Genomic DNA, 17,531 nt, shown 5'->3' on the forward strand with positions numbered 1-17,531 from the left:
CTTGATTTTTTTTTAATAAGTTAATAAGCCTGCTAATTAAGAATAGGCTTTTTTATTTTTAAAATCACGATTAGTCAAGTCAATAAATTTAAGAATCCTCAGCTGTCGCGAGCAGAAATAACCTGCTTCACATAGTTGTTAACCTTGATAATTTGATTTTCAGTTTTAAACTGACGCCCACTCCACAAAGTTTCCACCTTTGAGAATTTCATTTCGCTACAGGTTGATAAGTATTGAAACCGTCGGATTAATTTTATCATCCGACACTGGGGGGAATCTCTATAATGAGAGCAACTAACAAAGATTCTTCCTTCGTCAGAATGACAATATTGAGCAATAGAATTCCGATTCCGCTCCGCAAAGTTTTTAACTTTGAGGATGTGACTTTCAGTTTTTAAACTACCTTTTACATCGGTCTGAGACTGAATAGCACTTGCTTACAGTCATAGACTTTGCGGAACGGTATTTTTGCACGAAAAAAAGAGTTTTATATCTGTTTTAAGCAGTTTTGTAAAAGTTATAGATTAAAACAAAACGTCCTTCCAGTTCTATCCCCTAGCCGCGATCCTCTTGGTCAAAACCCTATTTTTTCTTGACATAAAAGAGCAACCTGAGGAAGCTCCTTTTATGACTTAGAAAAAAAGGGTTTTGGTCTAGAGATTGAAACAAATGGCGGGAAAAGCCCCTAAATAAACTTACGAATACTCATCATTATCCCGATGTGAAGTCCTTCATGAAAATAATTAAATGCCATCGCTTCATTGGCACTTTTTATTATAAATCCGGTTGATGTAGGATAATCATGAAAATCCTTGAATGTTTCAGCAATAAAATCGGTTTGGGTTTTGTCAATTGTTTCTAAAAGTAGCCTCTGCATATCATCTAACTCATCCTGCTGCACAATATGCTCTGGTTTAGTTCCTTTTTTATATTTTTCTACCATTTCGTTAGAAATCATCATTGGTAAACCGGATAGATTGTAAGTCAACATTTGCTGAACAACTATTATGTGACCAATATTCCAAATGATATTATTGTTAAATCCTTCGGGTATTTTATTTAACTGATTTAATGTATAGGACTGCAGTATTTGTGATGCAATTTTTCTGCTTGTTCTCGTGATGTCAAAAGTTGAACTCATTTTTTTGATTTTGAAATTTTTGATAAAATTAATCATTTTCAGTGTTAAATGAATTTTCTTTGCACAAAGAAATTAGTATTATAATGGATAAAATATATTACCTCGCTTCTTGCGACACTTGCCGAAAAATTATTAAAACACTACCAAAAGATCATAACTTAACGTTTCACGATATAAAACAAGATCCAATAACCGTTGAAGAATTAGAGCAAATGCAGGAACTATCCGGTAGCTATGAAGCACTTTTTAGTAAAAAAGCACAGTTGTATAAATCAATGGATTTAAAAAATAAATCTTTGACTGAAGAGGACTACAAGAAATACATTTTAGAGCATTATACGTTTTTGAGTCGGCCGGTTTTTATCATCCAAAACAAAATTTACATAGGTAATACGCAGCAAAATATGCATCAAGTAATGCTCGCTTTTGCAAATGTCTAAACGGAATCTTGCATTATTTGGAGCCACATTTGTCTCCATCATTTACGGAGTGACCTTTACGATTGCTAAAGATGTCATGCCAACATATATTGACGCCTACGGATTTATATTTTTACGCGTAGGTGGATCAGTAATTTTATTTTGGTTGGTTTGGCTTTTTATGCCGAAAGAAAAAATTGCACTAACTGATTTTCCTAGAATTATAGCTGCAGCTTTTTTTGGTGTTGCATTTAATATGCTCACATTTTTTAAAGGCTTGAGTCTGACTTCCCCTATTTCTGCGGCTGTTATTATGGTTTCGACGCCTATGATAGTGTTGACACTTTCGGCAATAATCATGAAAGAGCAAATGAAAAGCCGCATGGTTTTTGGGATTATTTTGGGTTTAATCGGGACAGGTTTTCTTATTCTTTATGGCAAATCGATTGGGAGCGCAACTGATGCTGGCCTTGGCAATTTTCTCGTTTTGCTAAATGCAGTGTCGTATGGATTTTATCTGATCACGGTCAAGAAGTTAATGGATAAATACAATGCTTTTACATTTGTTAAATGGATTTATTTATTTGGTTTTATTATGGTTGTGCCTTTTGGCTGGAGCCAATTCCAAGCTGTAAATTGGGCGATGGTTCCTGTTGCAATTAGCTGGAAAATAGCTTTTGTGGTGGTATTTTCGACTTTTTTGACCTATTTACTAAATTTACTTTCAATGAGAGAATTGAAACCTACTACTGTTGCTGTTTTTATTTATTTGCAACCAGTGTTTGCAACCATATTTGCAATTAGTTTAGGAAAAGATGATTTGAGTTTAGTAAAAATTGTTTCTGCTATTTTAATCTTTGGTGGCGTTTATTTAGTCACACAGAAAAAGAATGTTGAATAATTTATTGCTGCTTTTCACGAAAAATCGAGTATAAAAACGCTATTACTATAAAAAACATTCCAATTTAAGTTATGACTAACATATTAAGTTTCAAATAAAACCTATACACTATCACTAAAAACTGACCACTGATCACTTTTTACTATCTTTGCCCTCTTTTAGAAAATTATATGATACAATCAATGACAGGTTTTGGGAAAGCGACTTTGCAATTACCCACCAAAAAAATAACAGTAGAAGTAAAATCTTTAAATAGTAAAGGTTTAGATTTAAATGTAAGAATGCCTTCGCTGTACCGCGAAATGGAATTAGGATTACGAAACCAAATTGCCTTGAAACTAGAAAGAGGAAAAATCGATTTTTCTATTTTTATTGAAAGTACCGCAGAACAAACTTCTACAAAAGTAAATGTTCCAATTGTAAGAGCTTACATTAATCAGTTAAAGGAGGTCTATGCAGATGCTGACGAAACGGAACTGATGAAAATGGCGGTGCGAATGCCCGACACAATGAAAGTAGAACGTGATGAAATTGATGAAAACGACTGGGTACAAATTCAAACCGTTATTGAAGAAGCGTTGCAAAATATCTTGACTTTTAGAAAAGATGAGGGCATGTCCTTAGAAAAGGAATTTCAATTGCGAATAGGAAATATTCGCCAGTATATGACTGAGGCTCTAGAACTCGATCCAGAGCGCGTTCAAGCGATAAAAGATCGTTTGCAAACAGCAATTTCAGAGCTGAAAGTGAACGTTGACGAAAACCGATTCGAACAAGAATTAATTTACTATTTAGAAAAATTAGACATCACTGAAGAAAAAGTGCGCCTAACCAATCATTTAGATTATTTCATTGAAACAATAAACGGAACTGAAGCTAACGGTAGAAAATTAGGTTTTATCACGCAAGAAATGGGACGTGAAATTAACACGATGGGTTCTAAATCCAATCATGCACAAATGCAGAAGTTAGTTGTTCAAATGAAAGATGAATTAGAGAAAATAAAAGAACAAGTTTTAAATGTATTATAATATTTACTTGTAGAGACGCGATTTATCGCGTCTCTTTTTATTACGTTCGTTTCACAAGATTAAATCCTAAAAACAATTTTAATAAAAACAATGTCTAAAAGGCTTTAGAAACCTTGCAGAATATCATAAAAATTACAGATCTACAAGGTTTTAGAAACCTTACAATATATAAAATACAACCCTATAAGGTTTTGAAAACCTTGAAGGATATCATAAAAATTCAAAATAAAAGCGTTTAAAAACTTTGCAGAAAGCATAAATAATACAAGAATGAGCACAGGAGGAAAATTAATCGTTTTTTCGGCACCATCAGGATCAGGGAAAACTACTATCGTTAAGCATTTATTAGGACAAGAGGATTTGAATCTTGAATTTTCAATTTCGGCGGCGTCGCGGGAATCCAGAGGTGAAGAAATACACGGAAAGGACTATTATTTTATTTCTACAGAAGAATTTAAAAAGCACATTAAAAATGAAGACTTTCTGGAATGGGAAGAAGTGTACCGCGATAATTTTTATGGAACACTGAAGAGCGAAGTAGAACGCATTTGGGCTCTGGGTAAAAACGTAATTTTTGATATTGATGTAGCAGGAGGATTGCGTATTAAAAGTAAATTCCCTAATGAAACTTTAGCTGTTTTTGTAAAACCTCCAAGCATCGATGAACTAAAGATTAGATTAAAAAAACGTTCCACTGAAAGTGACGATAAAATCAACATGCGTATTGCAAAAGCTTCTGTTGAGCTAGCCACCGCGCCACAATTTGACGTTGTTATTAAAAATTATGATTTAGAAGTTGCTTTGGAAGAAGCGCATCAGTTGGTGAAGGATTTTGTGTCTAATTAGAGAATAGTTTTTAGTCCTTAGTTTTTAGTATTTAGATTTTAGCTTTTTAGTGAGATGTTTCTAGGATCGGTTTTATAAAAAGTATTACTTTTAAATACTATTATATTACTCTAAAAACAAATTAATTATGAGCGGAGTTAAATCGTATAAGGAATTACTAATTTGGCAAAAAGGGATAAAAATTGTCATTTTGTTTATAAATTAACAAGAGGTTTTCCAAAAGAAGAAATATATGCTCTAACTAGTCAAGTAAAAAGAGCTAGCGTAAGTATTCCTTCAAACATAGCAGAAGAATTTGGACGACAAACTGACAAATCGTTTAATTATTTTCTAAATATTATAAGGGGATCACTAAATAAAATTGAAACTCAATTAATTATTGCTAAAGAATTGAAATTTATATCTGATGAAAATCTTTTAAATGAGATTTTTTATTTAATTGAGAAAGAGGGTAAAATGATAAACGCTTTTTCAAAAAATTTAAAGTAGTCCTTGGTTTACTAGTCCTTAGTGCTTAGTCAATAAGTTGAGGCTTCTTTACTACGGACTAAGTGCAAAGAACTCTCGACTAGGGACTAAGAACTAAAAACCATGAAAATAGGTCTGTATTTCGGAACATTTAATCCCATTCACATTGGGCATCTCATTATTGCCAATCACATGGCTGAATATTCTGATTTAGACCAGATCTGGATGGTTGTTACTCCACATAATCCGCTTAAAAAGAAAAGTACTTTGCTCGATGATTACCATCGTTTACAAATGGTACATCTTGCAACCGAGGATTTCCCTAAAATAAAACCTTCTGATATTGAATTTAAATTATTGCAGCCTAATTATACGGTAAATACCTTAGCTCATTTACAGGAGAAATATCCACATTGTGTGTTCTCTTTAATAATGGGTGAGGACAATTTAAAGTCATTTCATAAATGGAAAAACTATGAAGTTATTTTGGTTCATCACGAAATTTATGTTTATCCAAGATTATCCAGTGAAGAGGATCTTTTAAAATTAAAAAATCATCCTAAAATTCATTTTGTTGATGCGCCAATTGTAGAAATATCATCAACTTTTATTAGAGATAATATTAAAAATGGCAAAAACGTCAAACCATTATTATCTTCTAATGTTTGGGAATATATAGATCATAATAATTTTTATAAGAAATAATCACTTCAATATATCTTTCAATTTAAGCTCTATTTTTTCAAAAATAACGGTTAGATTTTCCTTTTTATTAGATAGTAAAAAAACTTCAGTACTTGGCATTAATTTACTGTTCCATAGTAATTGAATTTTATTTTCTACGATCAAATTCTTAGCATTTAGATCCCAAACAACTGCAACTCCCGTGTTTTTAGAAATAATTTCTAACATTTCATATTCTGATGGAATAATATAATTAGGAATCATCGAAGGTCTTTTTTTATTAAAAACATGCAGCCAAAATAACTTTATATGTGGAATTTGAGCATTATGACTGAACCATTTTTGCTCGTTTAACCAATTTTCAGCCGCCACAAAATTTTTGTTTTTAATACTATCCTTTAATAAAGTTGCATCAATAGTATTAGAACCAACGATTATTTGCTTTATTTCTCCGAGCTTTTTCTGAATGGTATCAAACGTATCGTACCTTTTAGTTACAACTGCAAAATCAAGCTTTTTAGAATCGACTAATTCAAAAAGTACATCATTTTCATAGAAACTAAAATCAATAAAATCAAACTCTGTTACTAATGCACTTGCTAAACTACTCATCAAATGTTTTGAAATACCAACAGATATCAATCGATTCGCATCAAATGCTTTAGCTCTAAAACCTTTCTCTACATTTTCTAACCGCTCAAGCGCCTCGATAATTAGATTATTGAGTAACTTAGCATAATCTGTTGGCTCTACCCCTTTAGACTTTCGATTAAATAGTTTATAACCTACATGTGCCTCTAACATCGATATTTGCTGACTAACAGCAGGTTGACTAATAAATAATTCTTTTGCAGCCAAAGAAAAATTTCCGTTTTTATAAACAGATTTAAACGTGCGGTACCATTCAAGATTTGTCATGATATAAAATTTTTTATCACAAACATAACTTAAATTATTTTTACTGATAGCATATTAGCCGTAAATTTGGGTTCAATAAAATAGTTATGAGGAAAATTACACTAATAACAATTATAGTATTAACACTAAGTTGCATTACTGCAACTGCACAGAAACATAATAAAAAAGTTATGAAAAAAGTATTATTTGTTTTAACTAGTCATTCAGAATTAGGAAACACAGGAGAAAAAACAGGATTTTGGGTTGAAGAATTTGCAGCACCTTATTATGAATTAGCGGATAAGGGAGTCCAAATCGATATTGCTACGCCATTAGGAGGTCAGCCACCAATCGATCCAAAAAGTGATGATCCATCTGCAGCAACTGAAGACACTAAGAGATTAGATAATGACACAGCTGTTCTAGACAAATTAAAACACACCCATAAATTAGCTGACGTAAACCAAGCCGATTACGATGCTGTATTTTATCCTGGAGGTCACGGACCACTTTGGGACTTAGCCGAGGATAAAAACTCAATTGCATTGATTGAAGCTTTTTATAGCAATGACAAACCAGTAGCATTTGTATGTCATTCTCCAGCAGCTTTAAAAAATGTGAAAGTAAATGGTGAGTTTTTAGTTAAAGGTAAAAAATTAACCGGATTTTCAAATAGTGAGGAGGAAGCGGTAGGTTTAACTAAAGTTGTTCCTTTCTTATTGGAAGATGCGTTACAAGCAAATGGTGCTACATATTCAAAGATTGGTGATTGGCAACCGTATGCAATTGAAGACGGATTATTGATTACGGGTCAAAATCCAGCTTCTTCTAAACTAGTTGCTGAAAAATTATTGAATCAATTAAATTTAAAAAATTAATACTATGTTGAATTTCGAATTATATAACCCTACCAATTTAATTTTTGGGAAAGGTCAAATGGCAAAATTAGCATCGTTAGTACCAAAAGGAGCAAAAATCCTATTGGCTTATGGTGGTGGAAGCATTTTCAAAAATGGTATTTACGACGAGGTAATTAAAAATTTAAAAGATTTTGAAATTATCGAATTTGGTGGAATTGAGGCAAACCCACATTTTGAAACTTTGATGAAAGCAGTTGCTATTATTAAAGAGCAAAATATTGATTTTATACTTGCTGTAGGTGGTGGATCAGTAATTGATGGAGTCAAATTTATGTCGGCTGCTGCACATTTTGATGGAAATCCAATGGAAATTCTGCAAAAGAAACTGTTGATAAAAGATTTATCGAAAGTAGTGCCTTTTGGAACGATATTGACATTACCAGCCACAGGTAGTGAGATGAATTCTGGCGCAGTTGTTACCATTCAATCTACTCAAGAAAAACTAGCTTTTGGCGGTTCAGCCTTATTTCCAAAGTTTTCAATTTGTGATCCAACAGTGATTGAGTCATTACCAAAAAGACAATTACAAAACGGAGTTATCGATGCCTATACTCATGTCTTAGAACAATATTTAACGTATCCGCATGATGGATATTTGCAAGATAGAATCGCTGAAAGTATTATACAAACTTTGATTCAAATTGGACCTGGAGTTGTGGAAAACCCAAAAGATTATGCATTAGCGTCTAGTTTTATGTGGAGTTGCACGATGGCCTTAAATGGTTTAATCCAAAAAGGTGTACCATCAGATTGGGCAACACACATGATAGGTCATGAATTAACAGCTTTATATGGTATTGATCATGCCAGAACATTAGCTGTTGTTGCTCCAAATCTATATCGCGTGATGTTTGAAACTAAAAAAGGAAAATTAGCGCAATATGGAAAACGTATTTTTAATTTGACAGGAACAGAAGAAGAAATTGCAAACGAAGCGATTAAAAAAACGGTAGATTTTTTCCACACGATGGGAATGGATACTAAATTGTCTGACTATACAAAGGATTATGATAAAACAGCTGATTTTATTGTAGATCGCTTCAAGGAAAGAGGTTGGTTAGGGTTAGGAGAAAAACAAAATATTACTTTGGATAAAGTTAAAGAAATTGTTGAAATGAGCTTCTAGAATATATGTGCCATTATAAATAAAAAGGCGTCTCTTACACAGTAGGAGACGCCTTTTACAATTCAAAAATATACTAACTAACTAATTCAATTCTTACTTAAATGTTAAAATTTCAAACATTATATTATTCTAACGATTAAGTTTTAATAATATTGTGCTACTATTTAATTATTTATCAAAAATCATTAAATAATTATGATTTTTATGTTTAAGCCTTATAAATGTTCAGCTAATCGAATTAATAAAATTTGCTAAGTTGGTATAATTTTAAGTACTTTTGAATAAATCGAATAAAAAAATGGCTGATAAAATAAAATTTGCAGTAATAGGTGGTGGAAGTTGGGCAACCGCAATTGCTAAAATGCTTTGCGTAAACTTAACTGAAATTTCGTGGTATATGCGTAATGAAGCTGCCATTGAGCACATAAGAAATCATAAACACAATCCAAATTATTTAAGTTCAGTCGAATTTGACATTAAAAAATTAAAATTAACAAGTGATATTAATGAAGCAGTAGCTTATGCTGATTATATCATATTTGCTATTCCATCAGCTTTCTTAAATGGAGAATTAGAGAAACTAACAGTTTCACTTGAAAATAAAATTGTTTTTTCGGCTATAAAAGGAATTGTGCCCGAAACAAGTTTGATTGTAGGGGAACATTTTCATGTTAAATATGATATTCCATATTACAATATCGGCGTTATTACTGGCCCATGTCATGCTGAGGAAGTGGCTCTGGAACGATTATCTTATCTTACCATTGCATGTGGTGATCCTGATAAAGCTAAAGTTGTAGCTGATAATCTATCTGGAAATTTTATCAAGGCAAAGATCACTGATGACATTATAGGAACAGAGTACGCAGCTATGCTTAAAAACATATATGCTATTGCTGCAGGAATTGCTCATGGTTTAGGATATGGCGATAATTTTCAATCAGTATTAATGAGTAATGGCATTCGTGAGATGAAAAAATTCATCAAAAAAGTACATAAAATGAAACGAAACATCAATGATTCGGCTTATTTAGGCGACTTATTGGTTACAGGATATTCTATTTTTTCTCGAAATAGAATGTTTGGTAATATGATTGGTAAAGGATATACCGTAAAATCAGCTATGATGGAAATGAGTATGGTTGCCGAAGGTTATTACGCAACTAACAGTGCTTATAAATTAAATCAAGCGTATGGTGCAAGCACGCCGATTATTGATGCCGTTTACAGTATTTTGTATGAAGGGGAAAATGCTAAAACTGTATTTAAAAAATTGACAGATCAATTAGATTAAATGTAAAAGATAGTTTAATGAGCGAAAGATGGAAATATCAGATTAAGACTGGCGGTCTCTGGGGATTAATAATCGCAGTGATCATTCCCACATTGGATTTATTTCAGCTCTCTTTTGAACATGCTTTCTTGTCTAGACAAAACTTAGTTAGAACAGCATACTTTATAATTGTCGGAGTATTTTTAATTGGATACTTACGTTGGAGAAAAAAAGTAAAAAGTGGTATTGGTATTAATTTACCTCACAATAACTCCATCAACAAATAAAATAGGAACTTCCTCCACATTCTTTTCGTCAATAGAATTAGCCTTGAAAACAAACTTTTTATCGTAGAGTTTATTATCCATAAAAAAGGTTAACATAAATTCATTGTCAAGTGTCAAAACACTTTTATCTATCATCTCAATTTTGACCACGGAAACAGCGGGAACAGCAATAAAAGCATGACGCAGTAATGATGTTTTTTTCAATTCGCCATCAATAGTTCCAAAAGCTTTTGAAACTACCATGACACTTTCAATTAAAAAATCACTGTCATTTACTAAATACGCGTACCAGACTTTCTCCATAAAATCGTCGCTCCATTCTTGAACAACAGCAAGGAAAACATTTTCTACTTTGGGGATTACGATGTCTTTTTTCATGCAGGCAAAAGTATTATTAAAACAGTTGAATAATTTGATTCGTTGCGAGTATCAGTTATTTAGAAATTAAATTGTCTCAGATCGAAATGCCCTAGCCCAGATAGAAATGAAAATCCTTTTATGAGGTTTTTACCGAATAAAAGATTGTAATGGATAGCTGGAAATAGCTGCTAAAAAATCTACAATTATTAAATCAAAAATGTATTGTGCAATTGCCTCGCTGTTAGCAATGACTAAATACTGGATCTAAACTGCTCTAAAAATCGAACGTCGTTTTCGTAGAACATCCGGATATCGCCAATTTGATATAGTAACATTGCAATTCTTTCGATTCCCATTCCAAAAGCAAAACCGTTGTATTCATCAGGATTAATACCACAGTTTTTTAAAACATTAGGATCAACCATTCCGCAACCCATGATTTCTAACCAACCTGTTCCCTTAGTAATTCTGTAATCAGTTTCCGTTTTTAAACCCCAATAAATGTCAACTTCGGCACTGGGTTCTGTAAAAGGAAAATAAGAAGGACGGAGACGTATTTTTGATTTTCCAAACATTTCTTTAGTAAAATATAAAAGTGTCTGTTTTAAATCAGCAAAGGAAACGTCCTTATCAATATATAATCCTTCTACTTGGTGAAAAATACAATGAGAGCGGGATGAAACGGCTTCATTACGGAAAACTCTTCCCGGAGAAATGGTTCTAATAGGTGGTTCGTTATTTTCCATATAACGCACTTGCACGGATGAAGTGTGTGTGCGCAACAAAATATCTGGATTTGTTTGTATGAAAAAAGTATCCTGCATATCACGCGCCGGATGATATTCTGGCAAATTTAATGCGGTGAAATTATGCCAGTCGTCCTCAATTTCTGGACCTTCAGAAACATTAAAACCAATGTTTGAAAAGATATCTACAATTTGGTTTTTTACCAATGAAATTGGGTGACGAGAACCAATAATTGTAGGTTCAGCAGAGCGCGTTAAATCACCATAAAACCCTTTACTTTCTTCTTTACTTTCTAAAGATTCTTGTATAGATTTTACTTTTTCTTCAGCAGAAGTTTTAAGCAAATTGATTACTAAACCAAATTCCTTTTTTTGGTCGTTAGGAACATTTTTAAATTCCGCAAAAAGTTCTTTTAAAAGCCCTTTGCTTCCAAGAAATTTAATTCGGAATGTTTCTAATTCTGCTGCGTTTTGGGTTGAAAAAGCTTGTGCTTCGCCAATATATTCTTTTATTTTATATATCATTTTCATTCAGTGCTTGGACTGCAAATTTAGTTTTTTTAGTAATTAGAGAAAAGTAATTGTTGATTTGTTTTTATTAGTATTTAGTCCTTGGTCCGCGGTGCTGAGTCCTTAGAACTTAATTTTTACCGGAGGGAGTAATTCTTTTTAGTAACTACTAGAATTTATCATGAATTGTAATGTTTTAAAAACTATTAAGACTTAGTAATTATCGGTGTTACAACGAATAAGATAAAACAAATTAACAACTAAGTATTAAATGCTATTTACTCTGAACTACGGACTAAAAACTAAGGATCAAAACTCAAAATTATTAACTAAGGACTATTGACTAAGGACTAAAAACTAAACCCTACTCTATAACTTCTCTTTCAAGAAAGTAATTTACAATTGCTTCTTTCATCAATACAGATTGCTCGCCCGCTTTCAATGCCGGTAGTTCTTCTTTTACTTTATAATGTGGCCAACCTTCATCATCAAAAAACTCAAATTCATAGAAACCGTAAGGCTCTAGTAATCGGCAAATTGCAATGTGCATTAGGTTTAATTTTTCATCTTTTTTAAATTCTCTGTGTACTTTACCTAGTTCTTGTACTCCTATTAAATATATAATAGCATCTAGATCTAAATCCTCACCTTGTGAAAATTGATTGGAAAGTATATTAACAAGCTGTTCCCAGCGTTCCTTGAGTTGTGTGTCTCTTGACATATTGATTTCTGATTGAAGATTAACGATTTCTGAATTTAGATTTCAAAAATTATAGCATATTTAGGCAAATATAAGAACTTGAAATTTGGGAATTGATATGGAACAATTCTTTTATATTTGTGCTCGCAATTTAGATACAAATACAATGGGATTTCTTGATATTATTTTATGTGCTTTACTAGTTTTTGCTTTCTATAAAGGTTTGATAAATGGTCTTTTTACAGAGCTAGCTTCTCTTATTTCGCTGATTTTGGGAATTTATTTTGCAATAAAATTTTCTTCTTTTGTAAAAGATATTTTAATGGGAATTGTAAAATGGAATCCGAATACTATTCAAGTCTTTGCCTTTGCTTTAACATTTATTATTGTAGTTATTGCTATAAATATATTGGGTAAATTCCTGACTGGCATTGCTAATTTTGCTTTTTTAGGTTGGATAAACAAAATAGGAGGCGGATTTTTTCGTGTATTAAAAACAATTCTTATTGTGAGTATCGTGTTTTCAATATTTGAAAAAATAAATTATAATAATTTTCTAGCTAAAAAAGAAACGCTTGATAATTCCATTTTCTATAATCCCATTCAGAAAATAGCTGCTTATGTTTTTCCATCGATTAAAAAAGGGTATGAGGAGATGAAGAATAAAGGGTAAGGAATAAATTTTTCAGATAAAGGTTTAGTGTTTATAAATACTAAAGCTTCCAGCCCTTGAAAGGCTGGAAGCTTTGATAAACAGGTATCTTACGATTATTATTTCACTTCTCTAATTGCACTACTTTCAATCCAACCTTCAACTCCATCTGTTAATTGAACTTTTTTCCATTTCCCTATCATTTCCTTTACATAAACTTTTGTTCCTTCATGTAATACTAAAACGGGCTTTCCGCCATCTCGAGGCTCACTTTTAAGGTTAGTCATTTCGTCGAAAATTATTGCGGGTTTTTCGGTATCATAATATTTTTTTTCAAAAATTGCTGATGAACCTGTGATCACCATAATAATTACGGCGCTAAACATACCCACAAAGAAAATTTGTTTCCAAACTGTAATTTGCGCAAAGTAATAGCCAATGAATAATAATAAAAACAATGATGCTAATCCAACAGTAATCCAGCCCCAAATATTATAATTATAAATTCCTGTAAAATCACGAACCAATTTAGCAAAACCAACTTTTGGAATTACTTTAATCTCATCTATAGTTTTTTTATGGGCAAATTTTAAATTGTTTTGACTCGCTTGATCCTTAGGATTAAGCACTAATGCTTTTTCATAATTATAAATTGACGGTGCTACTTTGTTAAGCTTATAATAAGCATTTCCCAAATTAAAGTATAACTCTGCCGAGTGCTGATTGTTTTGTAAAACACTTTCATACGCATCCACTGCTTCAGAGTAATTCCCTTTTGCGTAAAGCGCATTCCCTTTTTCAAAGCCTTTTTGGGCAAAGAAAATTTGAGAAGAAAGTAAAAGTATAAATAGAATAGTTTTCATTTTATGTTTTCATTTTGCGGTTAAGGCAATAATTTTATGAGTTTTATACTGCTCAGCAAGACAAGAATTTTAAAATCTTTTCCTTTAAACGCCTCGACCACTATTTTCTAGATCTGTTTTTCTAATTCAGAAATTATAAATACCGCTTTATCAAAATCTTGTTGTATAGTAACGCTAGATGAAGGCGCGTAACGCGCTATTTCACAATTTTCTGTCAACACAATAAACTCATTTACTATTCCCTGATTGGCATTTCTTGACAATAAAAGCTCTTGAATATTGTCCTTACTCATTTCTGAGGTTTCAATATTTAATTTAGCTTTTAAGAAATTGTGCATTGCTTTTTCAAGTGCAATATAAAACAGTTCTTTATTTTTGATTTGCTTTTTAGCCTCCGAAAGATATTTTTTGGCCAGTTTATTATTCATTTTAATTCTGTTTCCAGTAATATCGCCTGCCACCTTTTCTCTTTGATTTTTGAATAAAATGATCAGAGGCAGCAATAAAAATGGGGCAAATAGCAATACATAAAATAAATTAGAACCAAAAAAATCATCTTTTTCAATCGAAGTAATTTCCGTCTTCAACTTTATAGGTTTAAATTTTTCAATATCCGCAATTTTACTCTTATTTTTGTCAGAGGCTGTGGAATCTACCGGTGTTGCACCTTCAAGCACATTAACGATAATCTCAGGCGAGCTTATTGTTTTATATGTTTTTGTTTCTAAATCAAAATAAGAAAATTGTAATGGTTTTATTGGATAATTCCCCTTGTATTGTGGAACTATCGTATAGCTATCTGATGATTTTCCTACCATCCCAGATAGCGGAGTTGTAATATCCTCACTATGAACTGCGTCATACATTTCTAAAGCATTTGGCACAACTGGTTTAGGTAAACTAAATAGTTTCAAATTCCCTTTTCCAGTTACACTGACAATTAAATCAAGCGTTTCTCCATTTTTTAAATTGTTTTTTGACGGTGTCACTTTAAAGTCAAAATTCCCCACTGCCCCTGAAAAGTTATCTGGTTTTCCAGTTTCTGGAAGTGGTTTAACATTTATAGTTTTGCTACCTGCAGAAACTCGCTTGCTTGTCTCGTTTAATATCATTCTACCAAAAACGTCTCGCTGATTAGTTGGCAATTGTACATCTATTTCTAATGCTAAAGGTTCTAATTTTAGTTTTCCTGATTTTTGAGGATATAAAACTACTTTTTTAAGCACTATGTAGCGATAATTTTGACCCTTGAATAATCCTTCTTCGGCTACTAATTGTTTGATTTCAATGTTTTGACTCCAGAAATCATTGTATTTTGGTTTACCTAAATCTCTAAAATTTGAAATTCCGATATTGGCAAAATACAATTTGTAAACCACTGTTGTAGGTTCATTAACATATATATTATCCTTAGAAACATCAGCAACTAAATAAAGATTTTCATCGGCTGCTATTTGATTGTCATTTGGATCTCTAGGTTGTTCTTGGGCCGCAGTTACATTGATTCTGATAGGAGCAGTTTTATATATTTGACCATTATATTCAATAGTTGCCGCCTTGATTACAAAAGTTCCTTTTTGATTTGGTGTAAGAAAATAAGAGTACGCTTTTTCAAATGAACTTCTACCATTGACCCACGACTGACTAATTTGTTGACTTGGACCAGCGATTATTCTAAAACCTTCAAAATTGGGTTGAACAAAGTTATCTCCATCAACATTCATCATAAAGTCTATGCGCAATCTTTCATTTAATGCTAGTGTCGTTTTACTTACACGGGCTTCAAACTGAACTTGTGCACTAATAGAGCCGCACACTAAAAAGATAATTGCTACTAAATATTTTTTCATTTTCAAAATTTGGAATTGCACTACCAATCCTTTTCTGTTTTAACGGGTTTTCCTTTTACTTTTTGAGCATTTACCTTATCTTGAACTTTCTTTTCTTCTTTATTTACTGCGTCTAATAAGTTTTCTAAACGTTCTTTAGAAAGTCCACCTGGCGTTGGTTTTGGCTCTCCCTTATCATCTTCTTTTGGATCTTTTTTCTGCTTGTCTTGATCGCCTTTATCGTCCTTATTATCTTTTTCCTTATCTTTTTTATCTTTTTCGCCGTCCTTTTTGTCGTCTTTTTTGTCTTTATCTTTCTTATCGTCTTTTTTCTTATCATCCTTTGGAGGATTGTCTTTTAGCATTTTTTTTGCTAAGGCATAATTATAACGTGATTCTTCGTCTGTAGGATCATTTCTCAATGCATTCTTATATGCTTCAACGGCTTGGGTGTAATCCTTTTCATTCATAAATACATTACCAAGATTGTGAAAAGCGCGATGTTTTTCAGCACGCGATTTTGAATTCTTTAAAGCGGTAACGTACGCATACTTAGCCTCAGACGATTGCTTTTGTCTATAAATTGAATTCCCTAAATTATAAGGTGCGGTTGCTTTGTTTGGAAATTTTGAAATTGAAATTCTATAATCAGCTTCTGCTTCCGCAAACTTGTTATCGGCATATTCTTTATTCGCTCGAGGCAATATTCTGTCTTTCTTTTGCGCAAAGCTCACCAACCCCCAAAAGAGAAACAAAATAAACCATATTCTATAAATTATTTTCATTGTATATGTTTACTATTTAAATTACCACAACTTAATGAAATTAAGAGGCTTCGTTAAATAAATCTAATTTTTTAACCCACTTTGTTTTTTTATCTAATAGAAATATATCAAGAAATAAAAGTAAAAAAGCAAATCCTAAAAACCACTGAAATTGAGATTGATAATCGGCCATCTCAGTTGATTCAAATTCTGTTTTTTGAATTTTATCTAATATATTTTTAATATATTCTAATACTTCTTTTGTATTATTTCCACTGATATAACCTCCTTTGGTAGCTTTTGCAATAGCTTCCAGACTGGCTCTATTTAGTTTTGTAATTACTACTTCGTTATTATTATCTCTTTGAAAACTTTCAACAACACCATTCCTCTTTAATGGAATAGTTGCCCCTTTTTCAGTTCCAACACCTATTGTAATAATTTTCATTCCTGCTTTGTTGGCTTCTTCTGCCATACTTTCAGCACCATCGGAATGATCTTCACCATCAGAAATTAAAATGAGTAATTTGCTTGTTTTACTTTTATCATCAAAATAAGTTAGTGATAATTTTATGGCCTCATCAAGCGATGTTCCCTGCGAAGAAACCATTTCAGTATTCATACTTTGCAGGAACATTTTAGCAACACTATAATCAGTTGTGATAGGTAAAACGGGGAAAGCGCTTCCGGCATAAGCCACAATTCCTATTCTGTCGTTTCCTAATTGATTAATAATTTGCGATAACAGCTGCTTACTTTTATCTAAACGGTTAGGCGCTACATCTTCTGCAAGCATACTTTTAGAAACGTCCATTGCAAAAACAATGTCTATTCCTTCACGCTTGACCGTCTCCATTTTAGTTCCTATTTTTGGATTTACCAAAGCAATAACAAGCCCTAGAAAAGCTAAGAGCAATACTACCAATTTCAAAACAGGTTTAAAAATCGAGCTTTCGGGACTCAATTTTTTTACCATTTCTAAATCACCAAACTCCCGTTGTTTTTTTCTCTTCCAATATAAATTAGCAAAAAAAACTAACACCATAAGCGGCAGAATAATGAGCAGATATAAATATTTTTTTTCGTCTAATTCCATAAATTTTTTAAATTCCAA

The 17,531-nt window shown here is 32.2% G+C and carries 19 protein-coding genes; 10 read left to right on the plus strand and 9 right to left on the minus strand.

The annotated features are described in order from the left end of the window. Positions 1 to 685: 685 nt before the first annotated feature. Positions 686 to 1,141, minus strand: coding sequence for a DinB family protein (locus tag RCH18_RS01360; protein ID WP_326934961.1), 456 nt, complete (start codon positions 1,139 to 1,141; stop codon positions 686 to 688). Positions 1,142 to 1,224: 83 nt separating this feature from the next. Between RCH18_RS01360 and RCH18_RS01365 the strand changes: the two genes are divergently transcribed. The 6 genes from RCH18_RS01365 to nadD all read left to right on the plus strand — a co-directional run bounded on the left by RCH18_RS01365 (position 1,225) and on the right by nadD (position 5,511). Beyond that, positions 1,225 to 1,581, plus strand: a complete 357-nt coding sequence (locus RCH18_RS01365; RefSeq protein ID WP_326934962.1) for an arsenate reductase family protein — start codon at positions 1,225 to 1,227, stop codon at positions 1,579 to 1,581. Continuing rightward, positions 1,574 to 2,461: a DMT family transporter gene (locus RCH18_RS01370; RefSeq protein WP_326934963.1), complete on the plus strand. Its 888-nt coding sequence runs from the start codon at positions 1,574 to 1,576 to the stop codon at positions 2,459 to 2,461. The genes RCH18_RS01365 and RCH18_RS01370 overlap by 8 nt, the downstream gene beginning before the upstream one ends. Positions 2,462 to 2,631: 170 nt before the next feature. Next, entirely contained in the window at positions 2,632 to 3,492 is an 861-nt protein-coding gene (locus RCH18_RS01375; protein ID WP_326934964.1) for a YicC/YloC family endoribonuclease, read from the plus strand. Between the two features lie 270 nt (positions 3,493 to 3,762). Beyond that, on the plus strand, positions 3,763 to 4,338 hold the full coding sequence (gene gmk, locus RCH18_RS01380; protein WP_326934965.1) for a guanylate kinase: 576 nt from the start codon (positions 3,763 to 3,765) through the stop codon (positions 4,336 to 4,338). Between the two features lie 162 nt (positions 4,339 to 4,500). Beyond that, positions 4,501 to 4,827 (plus strand): four helix bundle protein, encoded by a 327-nt coding sequence (locus tag RCH18_RS01385; RefSeq protein ID WP_326934966.1) that lies wholly within the window; start codon positions 4,501 to 4,503, stop codon positions 4,825 to 4,827. Positions 4,828 to 4,929: 102 nt separating this feature from the next. Then, on the plus strand, positions 4,930 to 5,511 hold the full coding sequence (gene nadD / locus RCH18_RS01390; RefSeq protein WP_326934967.1) for a nicotinate (nicotinamide) nucleotide adenylyltransferase: 582 nt from the start codon (positions 4,930 to 4,932) through the stop codon (positions 5,509 to 5,511). On the opposite strand, the gene RCH18_RS01395 is transcribed toward nadD, so the two are convergent. Continuing rightward, the gene (locus RCH18_RS01395; RefSeq protein WP_326934968.1) at positions 5,512 to 6,408 is read right to left on the minus strand and encodes a LysR family transcriptional regulator; all 897 of its coding nucleotides are present in this window, start codon (positions 6,406 to 6,408) and stop codon (positions 5,512 to 5,514) included. An 86-nt stretch (positions 6,409 to 6,494) separates the two neighbouring features. On the opposite strand from RCH18_RS01395, the gene RCH18_RS01400 reads away from it, so the two are divergent. The 3 genes from RCH18_RS01400 (at position 6,495) to RCH18_RS01410 (ending at position 9,727) form a co-directional block, all read left to right on the plus strand. After that, the gene (locus RCH18_RS01400; protein WP_326934969.1) at positions 6,495 to 7,265 is read left to right on the plus strand and encodes a type 1 glutamine amidotransferase domain-containing protein; all 771 of its coding nucleotides are present in this window, start codon (positions 6,495 to 6,497) and stop codon (positions 7,263 to 7,265) included. A 4-nt stretch (positions 7,266 to 7,269) separates the two neighbouring features. Continuing rightward, entirely contained in the window at positions 7,270 to 8,433 is a 1,164-nt protein-coding gene (locus RCH18_RS01405; protein WP_326934970.1) for an iron-containing alcohol dehydrogenase, read from the plus strand. 298 nt (positions 8,434 to 8,731) lie between these two features. Continuing rightward, complete coding sequence (locus RCH18_RS01410) at positions 8,732 to 9,727, plus strand: NAD(P)H-dependent glycerol-3-phosphate dehydrogenase (RefSeq protein ID WP_326934971.1); 996 nt, start codon at positions 8,732 to 8,734, stop codon at positions 9,725 to 9,727. Between the two features lie 236 nt (positions 9,728 to 9,963). Here RCH18_RS01410 and RCH18_RS01415 read toward each other — a convergent pair whose 3' ends face one another. The 3 genes from RCH18_RS01415 to RCH18_RS01425 form a co-directional block, all read right to left on the minus strand. Beyond that, positions 9,964 to 10,371 (minus strand): hypothetical protein, encoded by a 408-nt coding sequence (locus RCH18_RS01415; protein ID WP_326934972.1) that lies wholly within the window; start codon positions 10,369 to 10,371, stop codon positions 9,964 to 9,966. 233 nt (positions 10,372 to 10,604) lie between these two features. Next, positions 10,605 to 11,624 (minus strand): phenylalanine--tRNA ligase subunit alpha, encoded by a 1,020-nt coding sequence (pheS, locus tag RCH18_RS01420; RefSeq protein WP_326934973.1) that lies wholly within the window; start codon positions 11,622 to 11,624, stop codon positions 10,605 to 10,607. A gap of 349 nt (positions 11,625 to 11,973) precedes the next feature. Beyond that, on the minus strand, positions 11,974 to 12,330 hold the full coding sequence (locus tag RCH18_RS01425; RefSeq protein WP_326934974.1) for a hypothetical protein: 357 nt from the start codon (positions 12,328 to 12,330) through the stop codon (positions 11,974 to 11,976). A 97-nt stretch (positions 12,331 to 12,427) separates the two neighbouring features. On the opposite strand from RCH18_RS01425, the gene RCH18_RS01430 reads away from it, so the two are divergent. After that, positions 12,428 to 12,982, plus strand: a complete 555-nt coding sequence (locus RCH18_RS01430) for a CvpA family protein (RefSeq protein ID WP_326934975.1) — start codon at positions 12,428 to 12,430, stop codon at positions 12,980 to 12,982. A 98-nt stretch (positions 12,983 to 13,080) separates the two neighbouring features. Here RCH18_RS01430 and RCH18_RS01435 read toward each other — a convergent pair whose 3' ends face one another. From RCH18_RS01435 to RCH18_RS01450, 4 genes are all read right to left on the minus strand, one after another. Then, the gene (locus RCH18_RS01435; protein ID WP_326934976.1) at positions 13,081 to 13,824 is read right to left on the minus strand and encodes a tetratricopeptide repeat protein; all 744 of its coding nucleotides are present in this window, start codon (positions 13,822 to 13,824) and stop codon (positions 13,081 to 13,083) included. 107 nt (positions 13,825 to 13,931) lie between these two features. Next, entirely contained in the window at positions 13,932 to 15,674 is a 1,743-nt protein-coding gene (locus RCH18_RS01440) for a BatD family protein (protein WP_326934977.1), read from the minus strand. Between the two features lie 20 nt (positions 15,675 to 15,694). Further along, positions 15,695 to 16,438 carry a tetratricopeptide repeat protein gene (locus tag RCH18_RS01445; protein ID WP_326934978.1) on the minus strand — a complete coding sequence of 248 codons (744 nt, stop codon included), beginning with the start codon at positions 16,436 to 16,438 and terminating at the stop codon, positions 15,695 to 15,697. A 40-nt stretch (positions 16,439 to 16,478) separates the two neighbouring features. Continuing rightward, the gene (locus RCH18_RS01450; protein ID WP_326934979.1) at positions 16,479 to 17,513 is read right to left on the minus strand and encodes a VWA domain-containing protein; all 1,035 of its coding nucleotides are present in this window, start codon (positions 17,511 to 17,513) and stop codon (positions 16,479 to 16,481) included. Between the last annotated feature and the right edge of the window lie 18 nt (positions 17,514 to 17,531).

It is taken from the genome of Flavobacterium sp. PL11 (genome assembly GCF_035985025.1).
GTDB lineage: Bacteria > Bacteroidota > Bacteroidia > Flavobacteriales > Flavobacteriaceae > Flavobacterium.